Annotated in this window: 22 protein-coding genes and 1 pseudogene; 17 read left to right on the forward strand and 6 right to left on the reverse strand. The window is 65.1% G+C overall.

The genetic code is table 11. The features are described from left to right. Nucleotides 1–13: 13 nt before the first annotated feature. The 4 genes from F2Q65_RS06795 to F2Q65_RS06805 form a co-directional block, all read right to left on the reverse strand. Nucleotides 14–1,681, reverse strand: a complete 1,668-nt coding sequence (locus F2Q65_RS06795; RefSeq protein ID WP_211353975.1) for a tetrathionate reductase family octaheme c-type cytochrome — start codon at nucleotides 1,679–1,681, stop codon at nucleotides 14–16. Further along, nucleotides 1,672–1,848: a hypothetical protein gene (locus F2Q65_RS19410; protein WP_170265562.1), complete on the reverse strand. Its 177-nt coding sequence runs from the start codon at nucleotides 1,846–1,848 to the stop codon at nucleotides 1,672–1,674. The genes F2Q65_RS06795 and F2Q65_RS19410 overlap by 10 nt, the downstream gene beginning before the upstream one ends. Nucleotides 1,849–2,005: 157 nt before the next feature. Beyond that, a complete protein-coding gene (locus tag F2Q65_RS06800; RefSeq protein ID WP_246156030.1) occupies nucleotides 2,006–3,841 on the reverse strand; it encodes a mechanosensitive ion channel family protein in 1,836 nt (611 codons plus the stop codon). A gap of 44 nt (nucleotides 3,842–3,885) precedes the next feature. Next, nucleotides 3,886–4,083 (reverse strand): dicarboxylate/amino acid:cation symporter, encoded by a 198-nt coding sequence (locus F2Q65_RS06805; RefSeq protein ID WP_150091724.1) that lies wholly within the window; start codon nucleotides 4,081–4,083, stop codon nucleotides 3,886–3,888. Nucleotides 4,084–4,275: 192 nt separating this feature from the next. On the opposite strand from F2Q65_RS06805, the gene F2Q65_RS06810 reads away from it, so the two are divergent. The 15 genes and pseudogenes from F2Q65_RS06810 to F2Q65_RS06880 all read left to right on the forward strand — a co-directional run. Continuing rightward, entirely contained in the window at nucleotides 4,276–4,884 is a 609-nt protein-coding gene (locus tag F2Q65_RS06810) for a MarC family protein (RefSeq protein ID WP_150091726.1), read from the forward strand. Between the two features lie 349 nt (nucleotides 4,885–5,233). Beyond that, entirely contained in the window at nucleotides 5,234–5,713 is a 480-nt protein-coding gene (locus F2Q65_RS06815) for a Na+/H+ antiporter subunit E (RefSeq protein ID WP_211353976.1), read from the forward strand. Continuing rightward, the gene (locus tag F2Q65_RS06820; RefSeq protein WP_211353977.1) at nucleotides 5,706–6,002 is read left to right on the forward strand and encodes a monovalent cation/H+ antiporter complex subunit F; all 297 of its coding nucleotides are present in this window, start codon (nucleotides 5,706–5,708) and stop codon (nucleotides 6,000–6,002) included. Before F2Q65_RS06815 ends, F2Q65_RS06820 begins: the two co-directional genes overlap by 8 nt. Beyond that, nucleotides 6,002–6,343 (forward strand): monovalent cation/H(+) antiporter subunit G, encoded by a 342-nt coding sequence (gene mnhG, locus F2Q65_RS06825; protein WP_211353978.1) that lies wholly within the window; start codon nucleotides 6,002–6,004, stop codon nucleotides 6,341–6,343. The genes F2Q65_RS06820 and mnhG overlap by 1 nt, the downstream gene beginning before the upstream one ends. Next, nucleotides 6,340–6,633 (forward strand): Na(+)/H(+) antiporter subunit B, encoded by a 294-nt coding sequence (locus F2Q65_RS06830; RefSeq protein ID WP_211353979.1) that lies wholly within the window; start codon nucleotides 6,340–6,342, stop codon nucleotides 6,631–6,633. The genes mnhG and F2Q65_RS06830 overlap by 4 nt, the downstream gene beginning before the upstream one ends. Next, the gene (gene mbhE / locus F2Q65_RS06835) at nucleotides 6,626–7,321 is read left to right on the forward strand and encodes a hydrogen gas-evolving membrane-bound hydrogenase subunit E (protein WP_150091730.1); all 696 of its coding nucleotides are present in this window, start codon (nucleotides 6,626–6,628) and stop codon (nucleotides 7,319–7,321) included. Before F2Q65_RS06830 ends, mbhE begins: the two co-directional genes overlap by 8 nt. Further along, nucleotides 7,321–7,686, forward strand: a complete 366-nt coding sequence (locus tag F2Q65_RS06840) for a sodium:proton antiporter (RefSeq protein WP_150091732.1) — start codon at nucleotides 7,321–7,323, stop codon at nucleotides 7,684–7,686. The genes mbhE and F2Q65_RS06840 overlap by 1 nt, the downstream gene beginning before the upstream one ends. Nucleotides 7,687–7,691: 5 nt before the next feature. Further along, the gene (locus F2Q65_RS06845) at nucleotides 7,692–10,841 is read left to right on the forward strand and encodes a proton-conducting transporter transmembrane domain-containing protein (RefSeq protein ID WP_150091734.1); all 3,150 of its coding nucleotides are present in this window, start codon (nucleotides 7,692–7,694) and stop codon (nucleotides 10,839–10,841) included. After that, nucleotides 10,838–11,743: a respiratory chain complex I subunit 1 family protein gene (locus F2Q65_RS06850; protein WP_150091736.1), complete on the forward strand. Its 906-nt coding sequence runs from the start codon at nucleotides 10,838–10,840 to the stop codon at nucleotides 11,741–11,743. The genes F2Q65_RS06845 and F2Q65_RS06850 overlap by 4 nt, the downstream gene beginning before the upstream one ends. A gap of 294 nt (nucleotides 11,744–12,037) precedes the next feature. Further along, nucleotides 12,038–12,679, forward strand: a complete 642-nt coding sequence (locus F2Q65_RS06855) for a NuoB/complex I 20 kDa subunit family protein (protein WP_150091738.1) — start codon at nucleotides 12,038–12,040, stop codon at nucleotides 12,677–12,679. 5 nt (nucleotides 12,680–12,684) lie between these two features. Next, nucleotides 12,685–13,227, forward strand: a complete 543-nt coding sequence (locus tag F2Q65_RS06860; protein ID WP_150091740.1) for an NADH-quinone oxidoreductase subunit C — start codon at nucleotides 12,685–12,687, stop codon at nucleotides 13,225–13,227. Nucleotide 13,228: 1 nt separating this feature from the next. Further along, nucleotides 13,229–14,407 (forward strand): NADH-quinone oxidoreductase subunit D, encoded by a 1,179-nt coding sequence (locus tag F2Q65_RS06865; RefSeq protein WP_150091741.1) that lies wholly within the window; start codon nucleotides 13,229–13,231, stop codon nucleotides 14,405–14,407. A 2-nt stretch (nucleotides 14,408–14,409) separates the two neighbouring features. Continuing rightward, nucleotides 14,410–16,221, forward strand: a complete 1,812-nt coding sequence (locus tag F2Q65_RS06870; protein WP_150091743.1) for an FAD-dependent oxidoreductase — start codon at nucleotides 14,410–14,412, stop codon at nucleotides 16,219–16,221. Nucleotides 16,222–16,368: 147 nt separating this feature from the next. Continuing rightward, nucleotides 16,369–16,872 carry a ferritin family protein gene (locus tag F2Q65_RS06875; protein WP_150091745.1) on the forward strand — a complete coding sequence of 168 codons (504 nt, stop codon included), beginning with the start codon at nucleotides 16,369–16,371 and terminating at the stop codon, nucleotides 16,870–16,872. Between the two features lie 62 nt (nucleotides 16,873–16,934). Continuing rightward, nucleotides 16,935–17,057 (forward strand): annotated as a pseudogene (locus F2Q65_RS06880) (Uma2 family endonuclease); the annotation flags it as partial. A 45-nt stretch (nucleotides 17,058–17,102) separates the two neighbouring features. Here F2Q65_RS06880 and F2Q65_RS06885 read toward each other — a convergent pair. After that, on the reverse strand, nucleotides 17,103–17,288 hold the full coding sequence (locus tag F2Q65_RS06885) for a hypothetical protein (RefSeq protein WP_150091747.1): 186 nt from the start codon (nucleotides 17,286–17,288) through the stop codon (nucleotides 17,103–17,105). 4 nt (nucleotides 17,289–17,292) lie between these two features. Between F2Q65_RS06885 and F2Q65_RS06890 the strand changes: the two genes are divergently transcribed. Then, on the forward strand, nucleotides 17,293–17,712 hold the full coding sequence (locus F2Q65_RS06890; protein ID WP_150091749.1) for a type II toxin-antitoxin system VapC family toxin: 420 nt from the start codon (nucleotides 17,293–17,295) through the stop codon (nucleotides 17,710–17,712). 129 nt (nucleotides 17,713–17,841) lie between these two features. Here the strand turns inward: F2Q65_RS06890 and F2Q65_RS06895 are convergent, their stop codons facing one another. Next, nucleotides 17,842–18,414, reverse strand: a complete 573-nt coding sequence (locus tag F2Q65_RS06895) for a hypothetical protein (RefSeq protein WP_150091750.1) — start codon at nucleotides 18,412–18,414, stop codon at nucleotides 17,842–17,844. A gap of 831 nt (nucleotides 18,415–19,245) precedes the next feature. Between F2Q65_RS06895 and F2Q65_RS06900 the strand changes: the two genes are divergently transcribed. After that, complete coding sequence (locus tag F2Q65_RS06900) at nucleotides 19,246–20,412, forward strand: glycosyltransferase family 4 protein (protein ID WP_342782224.1); 1,167 nt, start codon at nucleotides 19,246–19,248, stop codon at nucleotides 20,410–20,412. The last annotated feature ends 56 nt before the right edge of the window (nucleotides 20,413–20,468 follow it).

Here is a 20,468-nt window from a genome sequence, read left to right on the forward strand (position 1 = left end):
CTGGAGGGGCGGTTCAGGTGCGCGCGCGAGCGCGGCGCGCCATCAGAAAGCGCCCGAGCCCGTGCAGGAGCACGCCCAGCAGGGTCGCGGCGATCACAAGCCCGCCGATACGGTCGACCTGCGGATGGCTGTCGCGACCGGGCAGATAGACGCCGGTGAGCCCGTCCATGCGCCCCTCCGGGCTGTGACAATCGGCGCAGTCCAGAGACTGATTGGCCGGCGCCACCATGTGGTTCAGCGACCAGAACATCTCGGTGCGCACGAAATCGTGGCTGCCGCTGTAGGCAACCGGGCTCTCGCCGGCCTGCATGGCGCCCTCCATGCCGGCGCGGATCGCCGCATCGCGGTCGAACCCCTTCCAGAAGGCCGCATCGGTATCGCCGAACAGGTGTTTCACGACCAATGTCTTGTGCTCCACATCGTATGGCTGGACGCCTTGCATGACCTTGAACGGCCAGATGCGCGCCGCGGGGTCATCCGGGCCGCCGTCGAGGTGGTTCAGGGCCACCACCGTCTCCGGATCGATGGCGTCGCCCACCAGGGTATAGCGCACGGTGCCGTTGAACCAGCGGTATTCGGGGATCAGGTCCTCGCCCCAGCGCAGGGCCCCCTTGGCGCTGTTGTAGACCACCCGGCCGTTCTCCTCCAGCTTGAACGGCTTGCCGTCCGCGTCGAGGTGGCCTGCCTCGGACCAGTCCCACCACAGCATGGTGGGCACCCCGCCGCGGGAAAAGCTGGGGATGTGGCAGGTCTGGCAGGCGATGCGTTCCACATGCTGGTTCAGCGTGTCACCGATGCCGGACGCATGCGGCGCCCGACCATGGCAGGACTCGCAGGCCGGGCGCTCGCTGTCGCGCCCGGGGATGGCGATGCGCCCCTGGGCATCGGTCTTGACCAGGTAGCGACTGCCCTGCTGGCGATGGGCGATGAACTCATGACAGGTGGAGCAGCTGAAATCCAGGCTATCCGCGGCCATGTGCACGTCCAGGGTCTTCGGCGGCTGGATCAGGGACGAGTCCAAGTCGCCGTGTTTCACACCGTCGCCGCCGCCGCCGTAGAAATGGCAACTGCCGCAGCTGGCGCGGGTGCTCTTGCCGACGTGCTGCGCGATCCGGGCCAGGTCCGCCACGGTGGCTTCTGTGGGGTGGCCGGCGCCGGTGGGCGACTTGGTGTAGTCGCCGGTGGTGTCGTGACAGGCGAGACAGTCCACGCTGTTCTCGTCGCCGAAATCGAAATCCGCGTCGTCCCAGCCGAAGCCCACGTGACAGCTGCTGCAGCGTGCGTAGTTGGTGGCCACGCTGCCGCAGTAATTGTTGATTACATGTCGCTTGCCGAGCTGCTGCCCGGTCCGCGGGTGGGCGTACTCCCAGGTCCAGTGGATGCTGTCGTGGATCTGTTTCGCCCCCTCGGTGTGGCATCTCAGGCAGGCGGCGGTGACCTCGGGGCCGCTGCTGAAGGGGCCCTGCAGGCTCGGGAACTTGCTGTGATCCGCGGTTGAGGCGCCGGAACGCGGCGGCGATCGGTCCGCCCCGCCTTCAGCGGCGAGGGCCTGGGCCGCCGTCGTGGCGGCGAACAGGACGGCCACCAGAGTCGCGGCCGCGGCTGGAGTGTTTTGCTCCGGGCTGCGATAGGCCAGGACGATGAGGAGCGTAAGCCCCAGCAGGATACCGATCAATCCCATTGCTTCAATGCCTCCTCGAGCAGGTAGTCCAGATCGAAACTGGCGCGTTGTCCCAGGTCGGTGCCGTGTTGTTGCAGGAAGGTCTCTGCGCGCCCCTGCAGCGCCAGGTCCGCGGACAGGGGCTCGCAATGATCCACCGGCGGCGGTGAGGACTCTGAACTGGCCATGGGTGTTGCCCTGATTCTTTGCTTAGGCACGATTCAGAAATAACCTACACGGATGCACGGTAGGGCGGATAAGCGAAGCGCATCCGCCACAGGCCACAACGGCGGATGCGCTTCGCTTATCCGCCCTAGAGTGTTCACCTTGTTTTGGGCGCGTTCCTTACCGTCCCTCCTCCGCCGGCGGTGTGAACAGCCCCAGCCCGCGCGGCCGGGCGGCGTTGCCGCCGCTGGCAAACTGCCGGGCCGCGGCCAGCAATTGCTCGTCGGTGGGCTCGGCGGTGGGTGACATGGTCTGGCCGGGCAGATTCTCCACCGCAACCGTCTGGGTCGGGAAGGCGAAGCGCACGTCCAGCTGCGCCGCCAGGCGCACGATCTCCAGCAACACCCGCTGGCGCTCCACCAGCTCGGCGGACCAGTCGGGCACCTTGACGAAGAAATACAGCATGATCTTCAGGCTGTGTGGGCCAAAATCGTGCAGCACCACGTGGAAGTAGTCCTTGCGGGTGCAGGGGTTGGCCTTGATGACCTCCTTGATGCCCTCCAGGAAGGCCTCGATGGCGGCCGGTGGCGTGTCGTAGCGGATGTCGACGAAGGTGCGCACGCGCCGGTACTTGCGCCGGCCCATGTTGTCGATGGTGGCGTTGGTGGTGACCGAGTTGGGCACCGAGAGCAGGGAGTCGTAGAAGGTGCGGATGCGCGTGGTGCGAAAGCCGATGTCTTCCACCGTGCCTTCGTCATTGCCGATCTTGATCCAGTCGCCGATGCGAAATGGCCTGTCGAGCATGATGGAGATGGAGCCGAGCAGGTTGGCCAGGGTCTCGCGCGCGGCCAGCGCCACCGCGATGCCGCCGACGCCCAGACCGGTCAGCACCGAGTAGGCCGGCAGGCCGATGCGATCGGCGGCGTCGATGACGATGGCGGCGATGGCGATGAGCGCCAGCAGCCGGAAGCCGAGCCGCAGCAACTGGCTGTCGATGCCGCGCGGGCGCAGTCGGCGCGAGCTGATGATGGCCTCGGGGATGCTGGTCAGCAGCGAGGCCGCGATCCAGGCGGCGAGGCTGTAATTGAGGATGACGAAGGCGCGCAGCTTGAAGAACAGCACCTCACCGGTGAAGTTGACCACGCTGTTGATGAAATACCCCGTGGCGTTGGTCAGCAGCAGGGCCAGTGCCAGCGCGAACAGGGTGGGCCAGCGGGTCTTCACACCCTGTGATGCCAGGCGCTTCTCGCGCCGGCGGGCGAGCCGGTAGACACCATAGGCGACGAGCAGCGTCAGGAGGATGGACAGCAGCGCCAGCAGCCATTGCCAGAGCGCCTGTTCCAGCGCCACCTGGCTGAGCCAGCCGGGAAAGTGTGCATGCTCGGCCCAGTAGAAACTGATGCCGGCCCCCGGGGTCAGGGTGTAGGCCTCCAGCAGGCCGGGCGTGGCCCCGGGGAGGTAGGGCAGATCGGCCACCAGTTCGTGGAACTCGCGCGCGTTCTCCACCGTGGCCGGGCTGAACAGCCATTCCCCGGTGCGCGGCCCTGACGCGACCCGGTGTATCACCATCTCGGTGTGGGGGATGCGCCATTTCTCCAGTTCCTTGTCGACCACGGTGTCGGCATCGGGAATGCTATCCAGCGGCGGCAGGCCGACGCGATCCAGAACCTCCTTCAGCAGCAGCGCCGTTTCGGTGCCGGTCTCGTTGACCAGGCTGCGCGGCACCTCGCTGAGGTCCAGGGTGCGCTTCGCACGGCGCAGCGGCGCAAGCGTGGCCTCGGCGGGCTGGCTTTCGTCCTGGCCGATGCGGTAGGCCTGCTCCAGATTGCGGAACAGGCTTTCCAGCGTCGTGCGGGGGCTCGAGGTGTCGGGGGTGCGCAGCGGATTGGCCTGCGGGTCGATGGCCCTGGGTGGAGCGGCGGCCAGGGACTGCCATGCGACGACCAGCGCCAGCAGCAGCATGGAGAGGGCGGTCGCGATGCGACGGTGGGGCCGAACACGGTCTAGCTGAGTCATGCAAGATCCCTGCGGGTGATGATTCGGCCCATTGTAGTCGAGGTTCAGTCCAGCCGGCCCAGTATATTGCGCGCGACGGACCAGCGCGGCGGCCGTGATGGCGAAGACATCGTTGGGGCGAGCCGGCCGATGAAGTCGGTCATGGTCATCAGGGTGTCGCCGGCGGTGGCGAGCAGGTCGATGAAGCGCTGCTTGCACTTCACCCTGATCAGGGCCACGCCGAACAGGATGCAGCAGACCACGATAGCCTTCGCGGTCGGGTACTATCGAGACATCGGCGCCTCATGTAAGCGTCAAGTGAAATCAGCCCGCGATTCTGCCCGGGTCCGGGCGCGGTCGGGAGGGCGCAGGCGCAGATGGTTTGCATTGGCTAAGTATTGATTCAGCCGGGCTCATTTCCTGGTCCGGGCAAGCATCCAACGCAGAGGTCGTCCATGGAAGCACTCATCTCAACCTTCGTGTTCTTTTTTGCGGTCATCGACCCCATCGGCACAGTGCCGGTGTTTCTTGCGGTCACGCGTGGTTATGACGCCAGGGACAAGCGGCAGACCGCGCTGATCGCCGTGCTTGTCTCCGCGGGCGTGCTGCTCTTTTTTGTCGTCGCCGGAGAGTTCATTCTCAAGGCCATTGACATTCCATTGCCGGCGTTTCAAACCGCGGGCGGCCTTGTGCTGTTCCTGTTTGCCATGACCATGATCTTTGGCGAAGGCAAGCCCGAGGGCGAGGTCCGGATTGCGAAGAAGACCAGCGAGACCGCGATCTTTCCGCTGGCCGTGCCGTCGATCGCCAGCCCGGGCGCGATGCTGGCGGCGGTGCTGCTGACGGAGAACAGTCGCTACAGCATCCTGGAGCAGGTGCTGACCAGCCTGACCATGCTGGTTGTCTTGTTCATCACCCTGCTGCTGATGCTGGCGGCCAGCCCCGTGCACCGCCTGATCGGCGACAGCGGGGCAAGCATCATCAGCCGCGTCATGGGGCTGATCCTGGCCTCGGTGGCCACGGCCAGCGTGATGGCCGGGATCAAGGCCTACTTCGGGCTCTGATCGGCGGTCAGGCGCTGACCGGGTTTTTTGCCGAGGGTTCAGTTATTGTCGGGTGCGGCTCAGATCCGTTCTCAACGAGATTTTGCTCTTCGTGGTTTACGTGTCTGCTGTGGAGACCCCCCGACGGCCGGCACGCAGATGACGAAGCTGTGAACATTCGGCCCCGGTCGCGCCTTGGCAGGCGCCGCGACGGGTCATCTTGATTGGGGTCATAGACAGCTTTGCGGCCCACGACTACCCTGACATCCAAGTCGTATCCGTCCGCCTCCAATGCCCTTCGTAAACCGCCCGCGGGCGCGTCTGAACCATGGGGTCGGTCACCACACTGCATGAGCTTTCCGGCCTCACCATGGTCCCCCTGCTTGCGATCCTGCTGCTTTTCTGGGTGGCGCTCAACGCCTCCCTGTCCTGGCAAGTGCTGTCGGTCGGGATCACGGTGTCCCTATTGATCGGCTGGCTGTTCCGTCGCGGCTTGTCGCCGCTGACCGAACTGCGCGCCACACCGGCCTCCTATCGAGCCGGCCTCGGCTTTGTCTGGCACTTCCTGCGGGAACTGGTCCGCTCCAATCTCAACCTCGCCCGAGTGGTGCTGTCGCCGGACCTGCCGGTGAATCCCGGTATCGTCAAGGTACGTACCCGGCTGCAGAGCCCCATGGGGCGGCTGCTGCTGGCCAACGCCATCACCCTGACCCCGGGCACCCTGACCGTCGAACTGCAGGACGAATGGCTGTATGTGCACTGGGTGCAGGTGGAATCGGCTGACATCGACGCGGCCACGGCCCGCATCGTCGCCGGCTTCGAGCGCTATCTGGAGGTGATGTATGGTTGACGTCCCGGTCGTGACTTCGGTGGCGGCGCCGGTGATGTTGCTGGTGTCGCTTGCCGCCATCCTGGCGGGCGTGGCCTTTCTGCTTGCACTGTGGCGCTTCCTGCAGGGGCCGACCGCCGCGGATCGCGTGGTGGCCTTCGATGTGCTCACCATCGTCTCCATCACCGGGATCCTGCTGACCGCCCTGGCGGAGGGGCGGGGCATCTACCTGGACGTGGCCCTGATCTATGGTCTGCTGTCGTTCCTCGGGGTCATCGTGGTGGCCAGACACCTGGAGGGCGGGCTGTGATGATCGCTGCCCTGCTCGATCTGCTCGGCGCCCTGCTGCTGCTCGTCGGCAGCGTGTTCATGCTGCTCGGCGGGCTCGGGCTGGTGCGCATGCCCGATGTCTTCAACCGCATCCAGGCCGGCACCAAGACCACCACCCTCGGCACCCTGCTGACCCTGTCCGGCGTCGGTCTGCTGCAACCGGACTGGGCGCTCAAGCTGCTGCTGATCGGCCTGTTCATCCTGTTCACAAATCCGCTGTCGGCCCAGGTCCTGGCCCGGGCGGCGCACCGCATCGGGCTGCGCAAGACGCCGCTGACCCGGGTCGATCGGCTGGCGGAAGACACCGGAGAGGACGCATGAGCAGCCTCGGCATGGATCTGGCGTCCAACCTCACCTCGGGCCTGGCCCTGCTGCTCGGCCTGGCGATGGTGCTGGCGGCACTGGTGGCCATCCTGGTCCGCAGCACGCCCATCGCCATCCTGTCCGCCGGGCTGGTGAGCCTGTTCGCGTCGGTGCTGTTCCTGATCCTCGCCGCCCCGGACGTGGCCATGACCGAGGCGGCCATCGGCAGCGGGCTGACCACATTCCTGTTCTTCTTCGTTCTGGCGCGGGTGCGCGGCGGCGAATCGGAGGCAAGCGACGATGATTAGGCGGGCCCTGGTGTTGGTGCTGCTCGCGGTGCTCGGTGCGCTGTTCGCGGCCCTGTGGCTGGGCTTCACGCCCGCCGAGGAGCTGGGCCTGACGGGCCGTTACTATGCCGAGCACACCGCCCCGGACCTGGGCGCGGCCAACCTGGTCACGGCCATCATCGTCACCTATCGCGGCCTGGACACCCTGGGCGAGGTCACGGTGCTGTTCCTGTCCGCGGCCATCGTTGGTCTGGTGCTGGCGGGTGGGCGACCCGCGGCGCGGCGCAAGCCGCCGGTGCCCGCGGGCGAACTGCTCGCCACCGGCAGCCGGCTGCTGGTGCCGCTGATCCTGCTGCTTGGCGCCTATGTCATCGTCAATGGCCACCTGACGCCGGGTGGCGGTTTCCAGGGCGGCGCCATCCTGGCCTCGGGCACCCTGCTGCTGTTGCTGGCAGAGCCGCTGAAGCGCTTCAGCCATGGGCTGATCACGCGCATCGAGTCGCTCTCGGGCGCCACCTTCGTCGCGCTTGGCCTGCTTGGTCTGGTCTTTGCCGGCGGCTTCCTCGACAACCGCCTGCTGCCCGTCGGCACCCTCGGCGAGCTGTTCTCCGCCGGGCTCATGCCGGTCATCTCGGTGCTGATCGGGCTCAAGGTGGGCGCCGAGTTCTCGTCCATGCTGGCCAGTCTGTCGGAAACGGAGGATTCCTGATGCCGGAGGTCGCCCACATTGCCCTGGCTACCGGCTTCGCGCTGGTGCTCATCGGTTTCTACGGTGCGCTGACGCAGCGCAACCTGCTGCGCATCATCGTCGCCTTCACGCTGGCCACCACGGGCGTGAATGTGGTCATCGTCGCCATCGGCCACATGAGCGGCCGCACCGCGCCCATCCTCGACGCGGCCGTGCCCGCCGCCGAGGCCGTCAGCCGGGTCATCGATCCGCTGCCCCAGGCGCTGGTGCTGACGGCCATCGTCATCGGCGTCGGCATCACCGCGCTGATGCTGGCCTACGCCTACCGGCTGTTCGAGACGCGCGGCACCCTGGATATTGCCCGGCTCACGGAGCTCAAGTGGTAAGCGCGATGCCAAGCCCGATCCTCATCATCGCCTCGGCGCTGGGCGCCGCCTTCCTGCTCGGACTGCTGGACGAGCGGCGCACGCGCACCGCCTGGGCCATCACGCTGGCAACCCTGGGCTTCATGGGCCTGGTGTCCGCGCTCTGGCTGCTGGCGCTCGCCACGGGCCAGAGCAGCACAGTGGACGTGTTCACCGCCGGTACCCCGCCGCCGTTTGCCATCAACCTGCGCATGGGCCTGGCCGAGGCGGCGTTGAGCACCCTGGTGACCCTGACCGGGCTCTTCGCGGCCATCGCGCTGAAGGCGCCCCTGTGGGCACACGGTCGCCGGGCCATGGCCGTGCTGCTGATCCTGGTGATGGCGCTGGCCGGCATCATCCTGACCCGCGACCTGTTCAACCTGTTCGTCTTCTTCGAACTGGCGGTCATCGCCACCGCCGGCATGATCCTGCTCGCCGACGATGAGCGCGCCTTGTCAGCCGGCTTCAAGTACCTGATCGTGGCGCAGTTCTTCTCGGCGTTGCTGCTCATCGGCATCATCTTCGCCTACCAGGTCACGGGTACCCTGAACCTCGACGGCATGCTGCCGGACGCCGGCGGTGCCCACGCCGGCGTGACCGCAACCCAGGTCGGCGCCATCGCCTTCTTCCTGATGCTGATCGCGCTGATCGCCGAGCTCAAGCCCTTCCCGGCCAACGGCTGGGCGCTGGATATCTACGAATCGGCGCATCCGGCATTCTCGGCCATCTTTTCCGCCGCCAGCGGCGCCGCGGCCCTGTTCGCGGTGGACAAGCTGCTGGCCATCGGCGGCGACGCCTGGCTCGGCATCGCCACGGGGGTCGGCATCGTCACCTTCCTGGTTGCCAATGTGCTGGCCCTGCCCCAGCGCAACGACCGGCGGCTGCTCGGCTATTCCTCGGTGGCCCAGACCGGCCTGGTGCTGGTGGTCATCGGTCAGCGCGACATCCTTGGCGACGGCTATCTGTTCATCGCCTTCGGCATCCTGGTGGCCCATGCGGTGGCCAAGGCCGGGCTCTACTGGCTGTCCGGCCTCATCGCCGGACGCGGGCTGGAGGACTGGGCGGCGCTGCGCACACGGCCGCTGCTGATGCTGGCCTTCGCGAGCTTCCTGGCCCTTTTGACGGGCCTGCCACCCTTCCCGAGCTTCTATGCCAAGTGGGACCTGGTGCATCTGCTGGCGAGCCATGACCGTCTGGCACTGCTCGGGTTCGTGCTGTTCGGCACCCTGATCGAGGCCGGCTATCTGTTCCGCTGGTTCGGCCATGCCATCAAGCGCGCGGCGCCGGCGGATAGCGTCGCCTGTCCGGCCGAGCGGCTGATCCCGATCCTGACAGCGCTGGTGGCGGCCTGGGGTCTGGGCTATCTCTGGGGCGCCTTGTCCGGTCAGGCCAATCTGCTGCTGTCGCTGCCGCTGCTCTTCGCACTGGCCTTCGTGCTGCTGGACTGGCTGCCGGCGCGGATCAAGAACACCCTCGCCATCGCCGGCATGCTGGGCTACTTCGCGCTGACCTATCAGGACTACGATCCGCTGCGGCTGATCTTCGCTCTCATCTTCCTGGTCGGTGGCGCCATCGTGCTGCTGGCCAGCTATCACGCCCCCGGGCGGCGTGCAGGCTTCTATCCATCGGCGATGCTGATGTATGCCGGTCTGGCCATGCTGGTGCAGGCCCAGGACAGCTTTGCCTTCTTTGCCGCCTGGGAACTGCTGACGGTGGGCTCCTACTTCCTGATCCTGCGCGGCAAGGCCTCGGAGCCCCATGCCCTTTCCTACATGCTGTTCTCGCTGGGCGGCGCCTTCCTGATCCTGGCGGGCTTCGCGCTGGCGGCGCAGGGTCAGCTGCAGTTGCCCCTCGAGGCCCTGGGCGCAGTGGTCGAGCCGCTCTCGGGCTGGGTCTTCCTGCTGCTCGCGGTGGGCTTCATGAGCAAGACCGCGGTGCTGGGGCTGCACATCTGGCTGCCCGGCGCCCATGCCGAGGCCGAGACCGATGTGTCCCCCATGGTTTCGGGCATCCTGCTCAAGGCCGGTCTGCTCGGGCTGTTCATCCTGGTCATGAACATGGGCAAGCAGCAGCTCTACGGCGTGGAGCTGACCCATCTCATGCTCTGGCTTGGCGCCCTCACGGCCCTGGCGGGCAACCTGCTCGCGGCCTTCCAGGAGGACGCCAAGCGGCTGCTGGCCTATTCGTCCATCGGCCAGATGGGCTATGCCGTCTTCGGTCTGGCCCTGATGAACCACCTGGGCTGGCTCATGGCCCTGATGTTCGTCATCAACCACTACATCTACAAGTCCATGCTGTTCCTGTCCGTGGGCGGCGTGGCGAAGCGCACCGGCACCCGTGACATGTACCGCATGGGCGGCCTGATCACGCTGATGCCGCTGTCGTTCATCGCCGTGCTCATCGGCATCATCGCCATCTCTGGCGTGCCGCCGCTGTCCGGCTTCGGCGGGCGCTGGATCTTCTATAACGCCATCCTGGACAGCGATGCGCGGCTGCCTATGATCGTGCTCTTCTTCGCCGGGCCCATCGCCTTTCTGTACCTGTTCCGGCTGATCCATACCATCTTTCTCGGCCAGCTGAAGGACGAGCATCGCCGGGTCAGGGAGGCCCCGTTCTGGATCGTGCTGCCGCAGATGCTCTTCGTCACCATGCTCATCATCTTCGCCGTGGTGCCGGGGATGGCGCTGCGCCATGTGGACGCCTACATCAGCCAGTTCATCCCCAACGGCGCGCTGAGCTGGCAGGGGCTGACCATCACGAGCCAGTACGGCTACTGGAGCCCCGTCTCCATCATGATCATCATCGGCGTGATCTTCATGCTGGTGTTCGGCTATCTGCTGCTGATCAACCGCCGCGCGCAGAAGGTGAAGCAGTTCAACATCGCCTTCGCCGCGGAGCGCCCGTACCGCCCCGAGACCACGCACTTCGCCTGGAACTTCTTCGCCCCCTACCGCAAGGCGCTGGGCTTCCTGATGCTGCCGCTGGTGACCCGTTTCTGGTCCACGCTGACCGATCTGCTGAATACGGCGGGTGATCTGGGCCGGCGCCTCTACACCGGCAACGGGCAGACCTACGCCATCCATTTCCTCGTCTTCGTCGTCATCGTCTTCCTGCTCGGCATGGGTGGCCAGCCATGAGCTTCGACTGGATCAAGATCCCCCAGGCCCTGCTGACGGTCTTCGTCGTCTTCAACTTCGGCCTGCTGCTGAATGCGCTGATCGCCAAGATCGCCGCCCGCGTCGGTCGCCGCCAAGGCATCCCGATCTGGCAGAACTACGTCGATCTCATCAAGAACATCGGCCAGCGCAGCCTCATCACGCATGGCGTGCATTTCTACCTGGGACCAGTGTTCCGGCTCACGGGTGGTGTCGGCCTGCTGTTGTTCGTGCCGACCATCTACGGCAGCGAGATGTTCTCGAACCTCTCCTTCGCCGGCGACCTGATCCTGGCGCTCTACTTCGTCTTCTTCGGCACCCTTGGCATGGCCCTGGGTGCCGCCGAGAGCGGGCATCCCTACTCGGCCATCGGCGTGAGCCGCGGCCTGTCGCAGGTCACCGCCGCCGAACTGCCCTTCGCGCTCGCGGTCTTCGCCGTGGCCCTGCAGTATCAGACCCTGTCGGTCACAGACATCGTCGCCGCCCAGCAGGGGGGCATCCTGCACTGGACCCTGTTCACCAATCCGCTGGCCGTGGCCGCCGCCATGCTGTCCTTCCTGGGCTCGATGATGCGCCCGCCCTTCGACGTGGTGCTGGCGCCCCAGGAGATCCCCATCGGCCCGCCGACCGAGTACCACTCGTCCTATCTGGCCCTGCTGCAGACGAACCGGGCGATTTTCCCCATCGCCAAGATCGTCATCTACATGAACCTGTTCTTCGGCGGCGCCGCCAGCTGGCCGGTGTTCGCCCTGAAGGTGTTCCTGATCTACATGGTCTCGGTCTTCGTCGGCGTGGTCTTCCCGCGCTTCCGTGTCGAGCAATCGATCCGCTGGTTCCTGATCTGGGCCGTGCCGCTCGGCGTGTTGGCGATCCTGTGGGTTTGAGCTGCGGAATTTGAACCGTGGAAGTTGAACCGCAGAGGCGCAGAGAACGCAAAGGTAAGAAGAGAAGGTGTAGTTGGGAAGGGCAATAAATGGAATTCTTTGTGTCTTCTCTGTGCCCTCTGCGCATCTGCGGTTAATCTTAAGAGCCGTCGAATTCGAACCGCTGAGGCGCAGAGAGTGCGAAGGCAAGAAGGGGAACATAATGAATAAGACAATCACTCTGTGTCTTCTCTGTGTCCTCTGCGCCTCTGCGGTTAAACCTTATACTGCGACCATTGAGCTACCGGACTTGGAATGAAAGAAGAGCTGCAGAAACGCGTCGTCAAGGGCCCGGACGGTGTCGAGTTCGAGGTCGAGCCGCTGCGCGACTATTACTGCGAGGCGCTGCCCCAGGTGGAGCGGCCGGCCTATGCGCAGATCATCGAGGACCTGTTCAACTGGGCCCGGTCGGAGTCCATCTGGATCCTCGGCTTCGGCACCGGCTGCGGCGCCATCGAGATGCGTCCGCTGATGACGCCGCGTTTCGATGCCTATCGCTACGGCATCCAGTGGCGGCCGACGCCGCGCCAGGCCAACCTCTTCGTCATCTCCGGCTATCTGTCGGTGAAGACCCTGAAGCGCGTCATCCGCTCCTATGAGCAGATGCAGAATCCCAAGTATGTCGTGGGCCTGGGCTCCTGCACCATCAATGGCGGCATGTACTTCGACTCCTACAACACCATCAAGCGCCTGGACCAGTATCTGCCGGTGGACCTCTACATCACCGGCTGCATGCCGCGGCCCGAGGCCCTGCTGGCGGGCTTCCTGGACCTGAAGAAGCTCATCCGCGCGGGCAAGGCGGACGGCGCCAACCACTACGCGGAGAATTTCGCCTGGTACAAGGCCAACCAGAAGCAGGTCATCCAGGACTGGGACATGCCGGACTACAACTGGTGAGCGTGATGCAGACGAACCTCCTCGACATCCATGCGCGCCTGCAGGCCCTGCTGCCCGTCGGTGAGCTGCAGACCCAGCGAGCGGATCTCGCTTTCCTCGACGTGCCGCCTTCGCTGCTGCGCGCGACGCTGCTGCAGCTGCGCGACCGCGAGGGCTTCACCCATCTGGTGCTGCTCACGGCGGTGGACTGGATCGAGCAGGAACAATTTCAGCTGACCTATCTCGTCTGCAACCGCAGCGCCCGGCTGGACCTGGGCCTGCGTGTGCGCATCCCCCGCGAGCCGGCCAGCATGGAGAGCATCCATGAGCTCTGGCCCACGGCCGCGACCTATCAGCGCGAGCTGCGCGAGATGTTCGGCATCGACTTCCCGGGCAGTCCGCGTCTGGACGAGGACTTCATCCTCGAGGGCTGGACCGCCACCCCGCCCTACCGGCGCGACTTCGATACCCTGAAATACGCCGAAGAGACCTACGCCGAACGGCCGGGACGGGTGACCTACGATCCCGCCGCCCACATGCAGCAGCAACTCTATCCCGGTGAGCGTTGACATGGGACTCTTCACCCCCGACCGCAGCCAGTATCCGGCCGAAAAGGTCGACGGCAGTCTCGATATCGACCTCAGCTCGGGCAAGTACCTGAAGCTCTGGCAGGGGCCGCAGCACCCCGGCATCACCGGCAACATGTCGGTGGAGCTCACCGTCTGCGGCGACGAGGTGGTGGAGGGCAAGACCCACGTGGGCTATCTGCACCGCGGCTTCGAGAAGCTCATGGAGCGGCGCAGTTTCATCCAGTGCTTCCCCATCGTCTGCCGCATCTGCGTGCCCGAGCCGGACTTCAACGAATACTGCTATGCCGCCGTGGTGGAGGAGCTGGCAGGGCTCGAGGTGCCGGAGCTGGCCCATTGGATCCGCAACCTGATCCTGGAGATGGGCCGCATCAACAGCTACATGATGTATCTGGGCGGCCAGGCCGGCGCGCTCGGCATGGGCGTCATCGGCCAGTGGACCACCTATGCCCGCGACCTCATGCTCGACCGCTTCGAGGAACTGACCGGCGCGCGCATCTACCACATGTTCATCCTGCCCGGCGGCGTGCGCGACCGGCTGCCGGAGGGCTTCGCCGGGCGGATGGAAGAGACCCTGCGCGAGCTCGAGGACATCATGGTCGACGTGGAACAGACCATGTTCCGCAACGCCGTGTTCAAGCGCCGCACCGTCGGCATGGGCGTCATCGATCCCGACTGGCTGGAGCCCTACGGCATCACCGGTCCCAACGCCCGCGCCGCCGGCGTGCCGCGCGACGTGCGCAAGGACTTCCCCTACCTGGTCTACCCGCAGCTCGACTTCGAGCCCGTCACGGGTCAGGACTCCGACATCTACACCCGCGCCGACGTGCGCCGGCGCGATGTCTTGCTCTCGGTGGACCTGATCCGCCAGATCCTGGCGCGCATGCCGCGTGGCGGCGAGGTCATGACCCGGCTGCCGAACGTGCTGCACTGGAAGATCGATCCGGGCGAGACCTATATCCGCGGCGAATGCTCCCGCGGCGAGTACGGCTACTACCTGGTCACCGACGGCAGCGGCTATCCGCGCCGGGTCAACGTGCGGGGCCCCTCCTACACCCATGCCATGGCCCTGCTGGAGCGCATGATCGTCAACGTCAACATCGCCGATGTCGCGGCGCTCATGGTGTCGCTGCACACCTACCCGCCGGAGATCGAGAGATAGCCATGAGCGTATCCGACGTCCTCTCCCCCTTTACCGCCTGGAAGAACCTGCTGCGCGATCCGGTCACCATCCGCGACCCGCTCACCGAGCGGCCCGGGGCGCCGCGCTACCGCGGCTTCCACCAGAACGACATCGACAAGTGCATCGGCTGCGGCACTTGCGAGGCCATCTGCCAGAACGCCGCTATCGACATGGTGCCGGTGCCGGGCATCGACACCCGCCAGGGCGACTCGGGCCTGCGCCCGCGCATCGACTACGGCCGCTGCTGCTGGTGCGCCCTGTGTGTCGATGTCTGCATGACCAGCTCACTGGGCATGTCCAACGAGTACGTCTGGGTGGAGGCCGATCCGGATGCCTTCCGCTTCATTCCGGGCGTGGATGCCAAGCCCTGGGACCAGCAGCCGCTGGGCTATCACCGACCCGATGGCCACCGGCTCACCGCCGAGGACCGCATCGAGATGCGGGAGATGGCGCCGGAGCTGCGCATCGACTCCTTCGCCGAGATCGTCGATGGCTACTCCATCGAGCAGGCGCGGCTGGAGGCCAACCGCTGCGTGTCCTGCGGGCTCTGCATCGCCACCTGCCCGACCCACATGGCGATCCCGGACTACATCGCCGCGGTGCGCGACGGGGACTACGAGCGCGGCGTGCGCCTGCTCTACGAGACCAACCCCTTCTCCGCCGTCTGCGGCAGGGTCTGCACCCATAAATGCGAGACCAGCTGTGCCGCCCGACATGAGGGCGATCCCATCGCCATCCGCTGGCTCAAGCGCCACATCATGGATCAGGTGACCCCCGAGCAATGCCGCGCCATCGTCGGCGGGCCGGGCGCGGCAACGGGCAAATCGGTCGCCATCGTCGGCGCCGGCCCTGCCGGTCTGACCGCGGCCTTCGACCTGGCGCGTCAGGGGCATGCGGTCACCGTGTTCGAGGCCCTGGACCAGCCCGGCGGCATGACCCGCTGGGGCATCCCGGAATACCGGCTGCCCTACGACGCCATCGACCGCGACGTGGACATCATCCGCTCCGTGGGGGTCGACATCCGCTGCAACATGCGCATCGGCCGCGACATCAGCCTGGATGCGCTGCATCAGCAGCATGACGCCGTGCTCCTGGCCCTCGGCCTGCAGCTCGGTCGCGCCACGCGCATCCCGGGCAGCGACCATCAGGACGTGCGCCGGGCCGTGGATCTGCTGCGCCGCATCACCGCCGGCGAGGACATCGGCACGCCGCGCCAGGCCGTGGTCATCGGCGGCGGCAACGTGGCCATGGACATCGCCCGCAGCCTCGCGCGGCTGCAGCGCCAGGCCTACGGCGAGGTCCGCGTCACGCTGACGGCCCTGGAAGACCTGGATCACTTCCTCGCCGACGCCGAGGAGATCAAGGAGGCCGGCGAGGAAGGCGTCGAGATCCTCGACAGCCGAGGCCCGCAGCAGGTCCTGATCGAAAACGGCCGCGTGACCGGCTTGAAGACCTGGCGCGTGAAGGCCATCTTCGACGAGCAGGGGCGCTTTGCACCGACCTATGACGAGACCGACGAGCGCCTCCACGCGGGCGACATGGTGGTCGAGGCCATCGGCCAGATGGCCGACACCGACCTGCTCGGCGAGGCCCTGACAGAGCAGCTCGAATGGCAGCGCGGCCGGCTCCAGGTGGACGCCGCCGGACGCACCAGCGAGGCCTGGCTCTGGGCCGCCGGCGACATGGTGCGCGGCCCGGACGTGGTCACCGCCGTCGCCGACGGCCACCGCGTCGCCGCCAGCATCCATGCCGCGCTGGGCGCAACTGCCGCTACCAAGGCAGAGGCACCCTAACCCACGAAGGTCCGTCGAGCCGCCAACGCGTAGGAGCGCCGCACCCGGCGCGACACACAGGTCCCGGCTCGGCCCGAGGGCGGGCCTCCTACGGACCATGAATGTCCTGCTCACATCGCTCAAGACGTCTTGCTAAGGAGTCCACCCATGACCGAAGGCACCCACGGCATCGAGCTGTTGCGCGAGAAGACCACGCTCGAAGAGGTTCTGGAGGTCGCCACCAGCTTCGAGGAAAAGGCGCGCGACTTCTACACCGCCCTGATCCCCAAGGTCAGCAAGCGCATCCGTTACCTGGTCGAGGAACTGGCCGAAGAGGAACAGGCCCACTACGACCTCTTCAGCGCCCTGGCCCAGCGCGGCGACATCGCCGAGCAGGTCAGGCAGGAGATCACGCGCACCGCCAGCGACAGCAAGTTCTCCGACTGCCTGCACCTGCCCGACCTCGGCGAGCACCCGGACGACCAGGCCGTGCTGCAGTACGCCATGGGCCGCGAGCACGCCGCCATGTCGCACTACACCGAGCTCGCCGAGACCACCCCCGAAGGCCCCATCAAAGACCTCTTCCAGTATCTCGCTAGCGAAGAGACCAAGCACAAGCTCGAGCTCGAGAAGCTCTACTATGAAACCGTCCACCGCGGCGGCGGGGTTTAGCGCCAGCGAAGCCGCCAGTCGGCATAGAGACGACATGCGGGATCGAGCGGGGGAGATGACAGATGGAAGCCCTCAAGCTCAAGACCATCGGTGATCTACTGATGTGCGGCGACGAGCGCGTCGAGCTGATCGGCGGCGAAATCGTGCGCCGCCCCATGGCGCGGTTCCAGCATGGCATCGCCCGGGCTGCCAGCGACAGCAAATGCTTCCACTGCCCACGCCGACCCGACTCAAGCATCTGAGTTGGCCTGTTCTTCCATCGACTCGCAGGCCAATCCGCGCACATGGAGCCAAATAACCATCGCGAAAAACAGTAGGGCCGGCGCGAGCTGCAACATGATGCGATTGTCGGCGGTGTGGCGGACCGCCCCGCCCGCGTAGCCCGTGAACAGAAACAGCGCGAAGAACAACGCCATCGCCATGGCCAAGGCGGCGCCCACGGCTGCCAGCGTCCCTTTGAACGCGCTGTTTGATGGCTCGGTTCAGTTCCATACGCGCGACGTCAGCTTCATGCTCGGACTGCGCTATCCCTTGGTGACCGACCTGCCGGTCATCACCGAGGTCGTCTATATGCTGGACTTCGTGCCCCAGGCGCAGCGGGACTTCCTCTTCTGGGCCGCAGGGGCTGTGACGATCGACACAAAGACGCGCGGCGACCTCCCAAGAATCCGCGCCTTGCTGGAGAAATACAGCGATCTCCCGGCGGATTTCGCCGACGTCTCTCTGGTCGCGCTGTGCGAACATCCGTGGAGCACCACGGTCGCCAGCGAGAGTTCCGATTTCACCATCTATCGGATGCAGGACCGGAAAGATTTCCGCAATCTGTTTTTCGAGGATTGATAGCAAATCAGAGCAGTTTCCCGTGAGCTCAATACGCTCTGCGACGAGCACCTGCACCGGGGTAGTGGGCTCTGAACAGTTTCTCCCCGCATCAGCGCGCGGGGAATTATAGCATTGGCGAGCGGGTACTTACTCGGACAGGTCCGGAGCCTGGTCTAACTTCTGCTGCTTGCGCGTATGCTTGAGCTGCTTGATTTGCTCCGGCGTGAGCACGGCCTTGAGCGTACGGGTATTTCCACCCTCCGCCAGGATATTCTTGATCCGCTCGACTTGGGCGGGTTCGAGATCCAGCGTCGCCTGCCAGCTCGCAACGACCTCCGCAGGTGACTTTCGCTGCTCTCTCCTCGATGCCACGTACGCTTTCCACTGCGCACGCTGCTCGTCGCTGAGCACCGTCAGCAGCGCCGGGTTCTTGGCACCGACCTCCATCATCGACAGAATCTGTGCAGACTGCTCATCGCTCAGGTCGAGCACGCTCTGCATGCGTGCAAGGAGCTTTTGGCCTTTGGTCTTACGCGGAGTTTTGGCCTCATCAGCTTCAGACTCGGCCACATGCACAGGAACCGATCGCGTATCGACCACGGCAGGGGCCACGGCCTCGCGATCGGATGCCGCAACGGAGCTGGGACTTTCCGGCGGGGAAGACTGTTCACAACCAACTAGGATGGCCAGAAAAAAAAGTAGAAAGCCTCTGTGATTCATCAGGTTACACCTCTCAACCTCTTGGGATCTGTTGGTCCGGAGTTGGCAGCTGCTCCAGTGACAGTGCTATTTCATTTGGAGTCGCATCCAAAAAGTCGATATGACTTGCCACAGCATGCTATCAATTTCGGCGCTACGTAAATTCCCGGTGGTGACCGTAGCCTGGCTGCCCCCGGATAAACGAGTGCTGCTGCGACATCACAACCGGATGTTCCGGCGCTATCGGAGCCGGCCGTTGGCTGACGATGTGGACCCGATCACCCGCTGCGGCGCCCTCAACCCGGCCGATCCGCGCCTAGCCGTGTTGCTGGAGCTGCAGCGCAGATACCGGGGCACCTACCGCTGGACAATCTGCGTCCACGCCCGCGCGACATCCGAGTCGGCACGCTCGCGTCGGAACCGATCGTCCGGCTTCCGTTTCGGTCTCGCATTGTAAACGACGCCGCCATGGTATGGGCGACAGGTGCCTGCCCCGAGCGACCGGCCGGATCATACAAATCCCTCCTGCACCGTCGAGCGCCATACCGCTGCGATGACCCGCGCGCTCTGCTCCGGCGTCGGGTTAGGTTACATCAGATGCGGTATCATTAATTGTTGGTGTGCCTCTCAGAAGCTTCGGCGCGTGGCATTGCGCTTCGACATGACGCGAGACCAATCTGTATGCGGGTATGTATCGACGGACATAATCTAGCTCTGCCTACCGGGACGGGTATCTCGACCTATGCAAACAGTTTGGCCAAGACAGCCCGTCGGCTGGGACATGAGACATCCCTGCTATTTGGGCATCACGATGTGGGCAGCAAGGACCCGTTGCTGCGGGAGATTCAGTTCATGGAGACATCGGGTTACCAGCCATTTCGCAAAGACAGCCGAGGACGACGCTTGGCGCGATTGGCTCGCACGCTTTCCAGCGCGCTCACCGCCCGGCTCGAAGCAAGGCCTATCGAGCTAACCGGGCGGATCATCCCCACATCCAGTGTGCGCCGCCTCCCGCCGATGGATGCACTCTTCAATGCCCGCGATTTGCATTTTTGCGCCCGTCTGACCTTTCAAACCAGCGGCCGGTGGCTTGAGGTCGAGATTCCAGAGCCTCCGGATATCATGCACTGGACGATGCCAATCCCGGCGCGTGTGCGCGGTGCCTTCAACCTCTACACCCTGCACGACCTACTACCACTGAAGCTGCCGCACACCACAAAGGACATCAAACGCGAGTATTTGTCTGTGTGCCGCAAGATCGCGCGAGAGGCTGACGCGATTCTGACCGTCTCCGAAACTTCCAAGGCCGATATCGTTGAGCTGTTGGATGTTGCACCAGAACGTGTCATCAACACCTATCAGACCGCAGGAGAAGATCTGCTCGATGCCTCCAAGGACGCTGAAGCGGGCGCGAGGCGGTTGGCGCGTCGATACGGTCTGAGCAAAGGAGGCTTTCTGCTGTTCGCTGGTGTATTGGAGCCCCGCAAGAATATCGACCGCCTGATTCGAGCCTATCTGGACTCCGGCGTGACGATGCCGTTGGTCTTGGTCGGTCCGGTGACCGATGCATCCGATCAGATGATCAAGCACATCCCATCGGTCTCGCCTCTCGACATTCGCAACGGAGCCGGCCCCGTGGGGTCGGGGATGAGCCTGCTGCGGCTGGGGCACGTGCCCAGACCAATCCTGATCGACTTAATGCGGGCGGCCAGGGCGGTGCTGATGCCATCCCTCTACGAGGGCTTTGGTCTGCCGCCTCTTGAGGCCATGTCGCTTGGCACACCAGTGCTCACCTCGAACAACAGCAGCCTCGGTGAGCTGTTCTCATCAGCCAGTCTTTCGGTTAATCCATATGATAGCGAGCAGATTAGAGCTGGCATCCGGCGCCTTAGCGAGGACGATGCCCTGTGCTCTGAGCTGGTCGAAAAAGGCTATGGACTCGCCAAAGAATTCTCCCAGGCGCATTTCGCCGAGCGCCTGGCCTCTGTCTATCGCCGCTATGGGCGTAACGTAAGCTAGTACGAATCCGTAATTGCTAGGATCACCCTCGTTGCGCTTTCTGAGCCGCGTTTTTC

Source organism: Thiohalocapsa marina (assembly GCF_008632335.1).
GTDB lineage: Bacteria > Pseudomonadota > Gammaproteobacteria > Chromatiales > Chromatiaceae > Thiohalocapsa > Thiohalocapsa marina.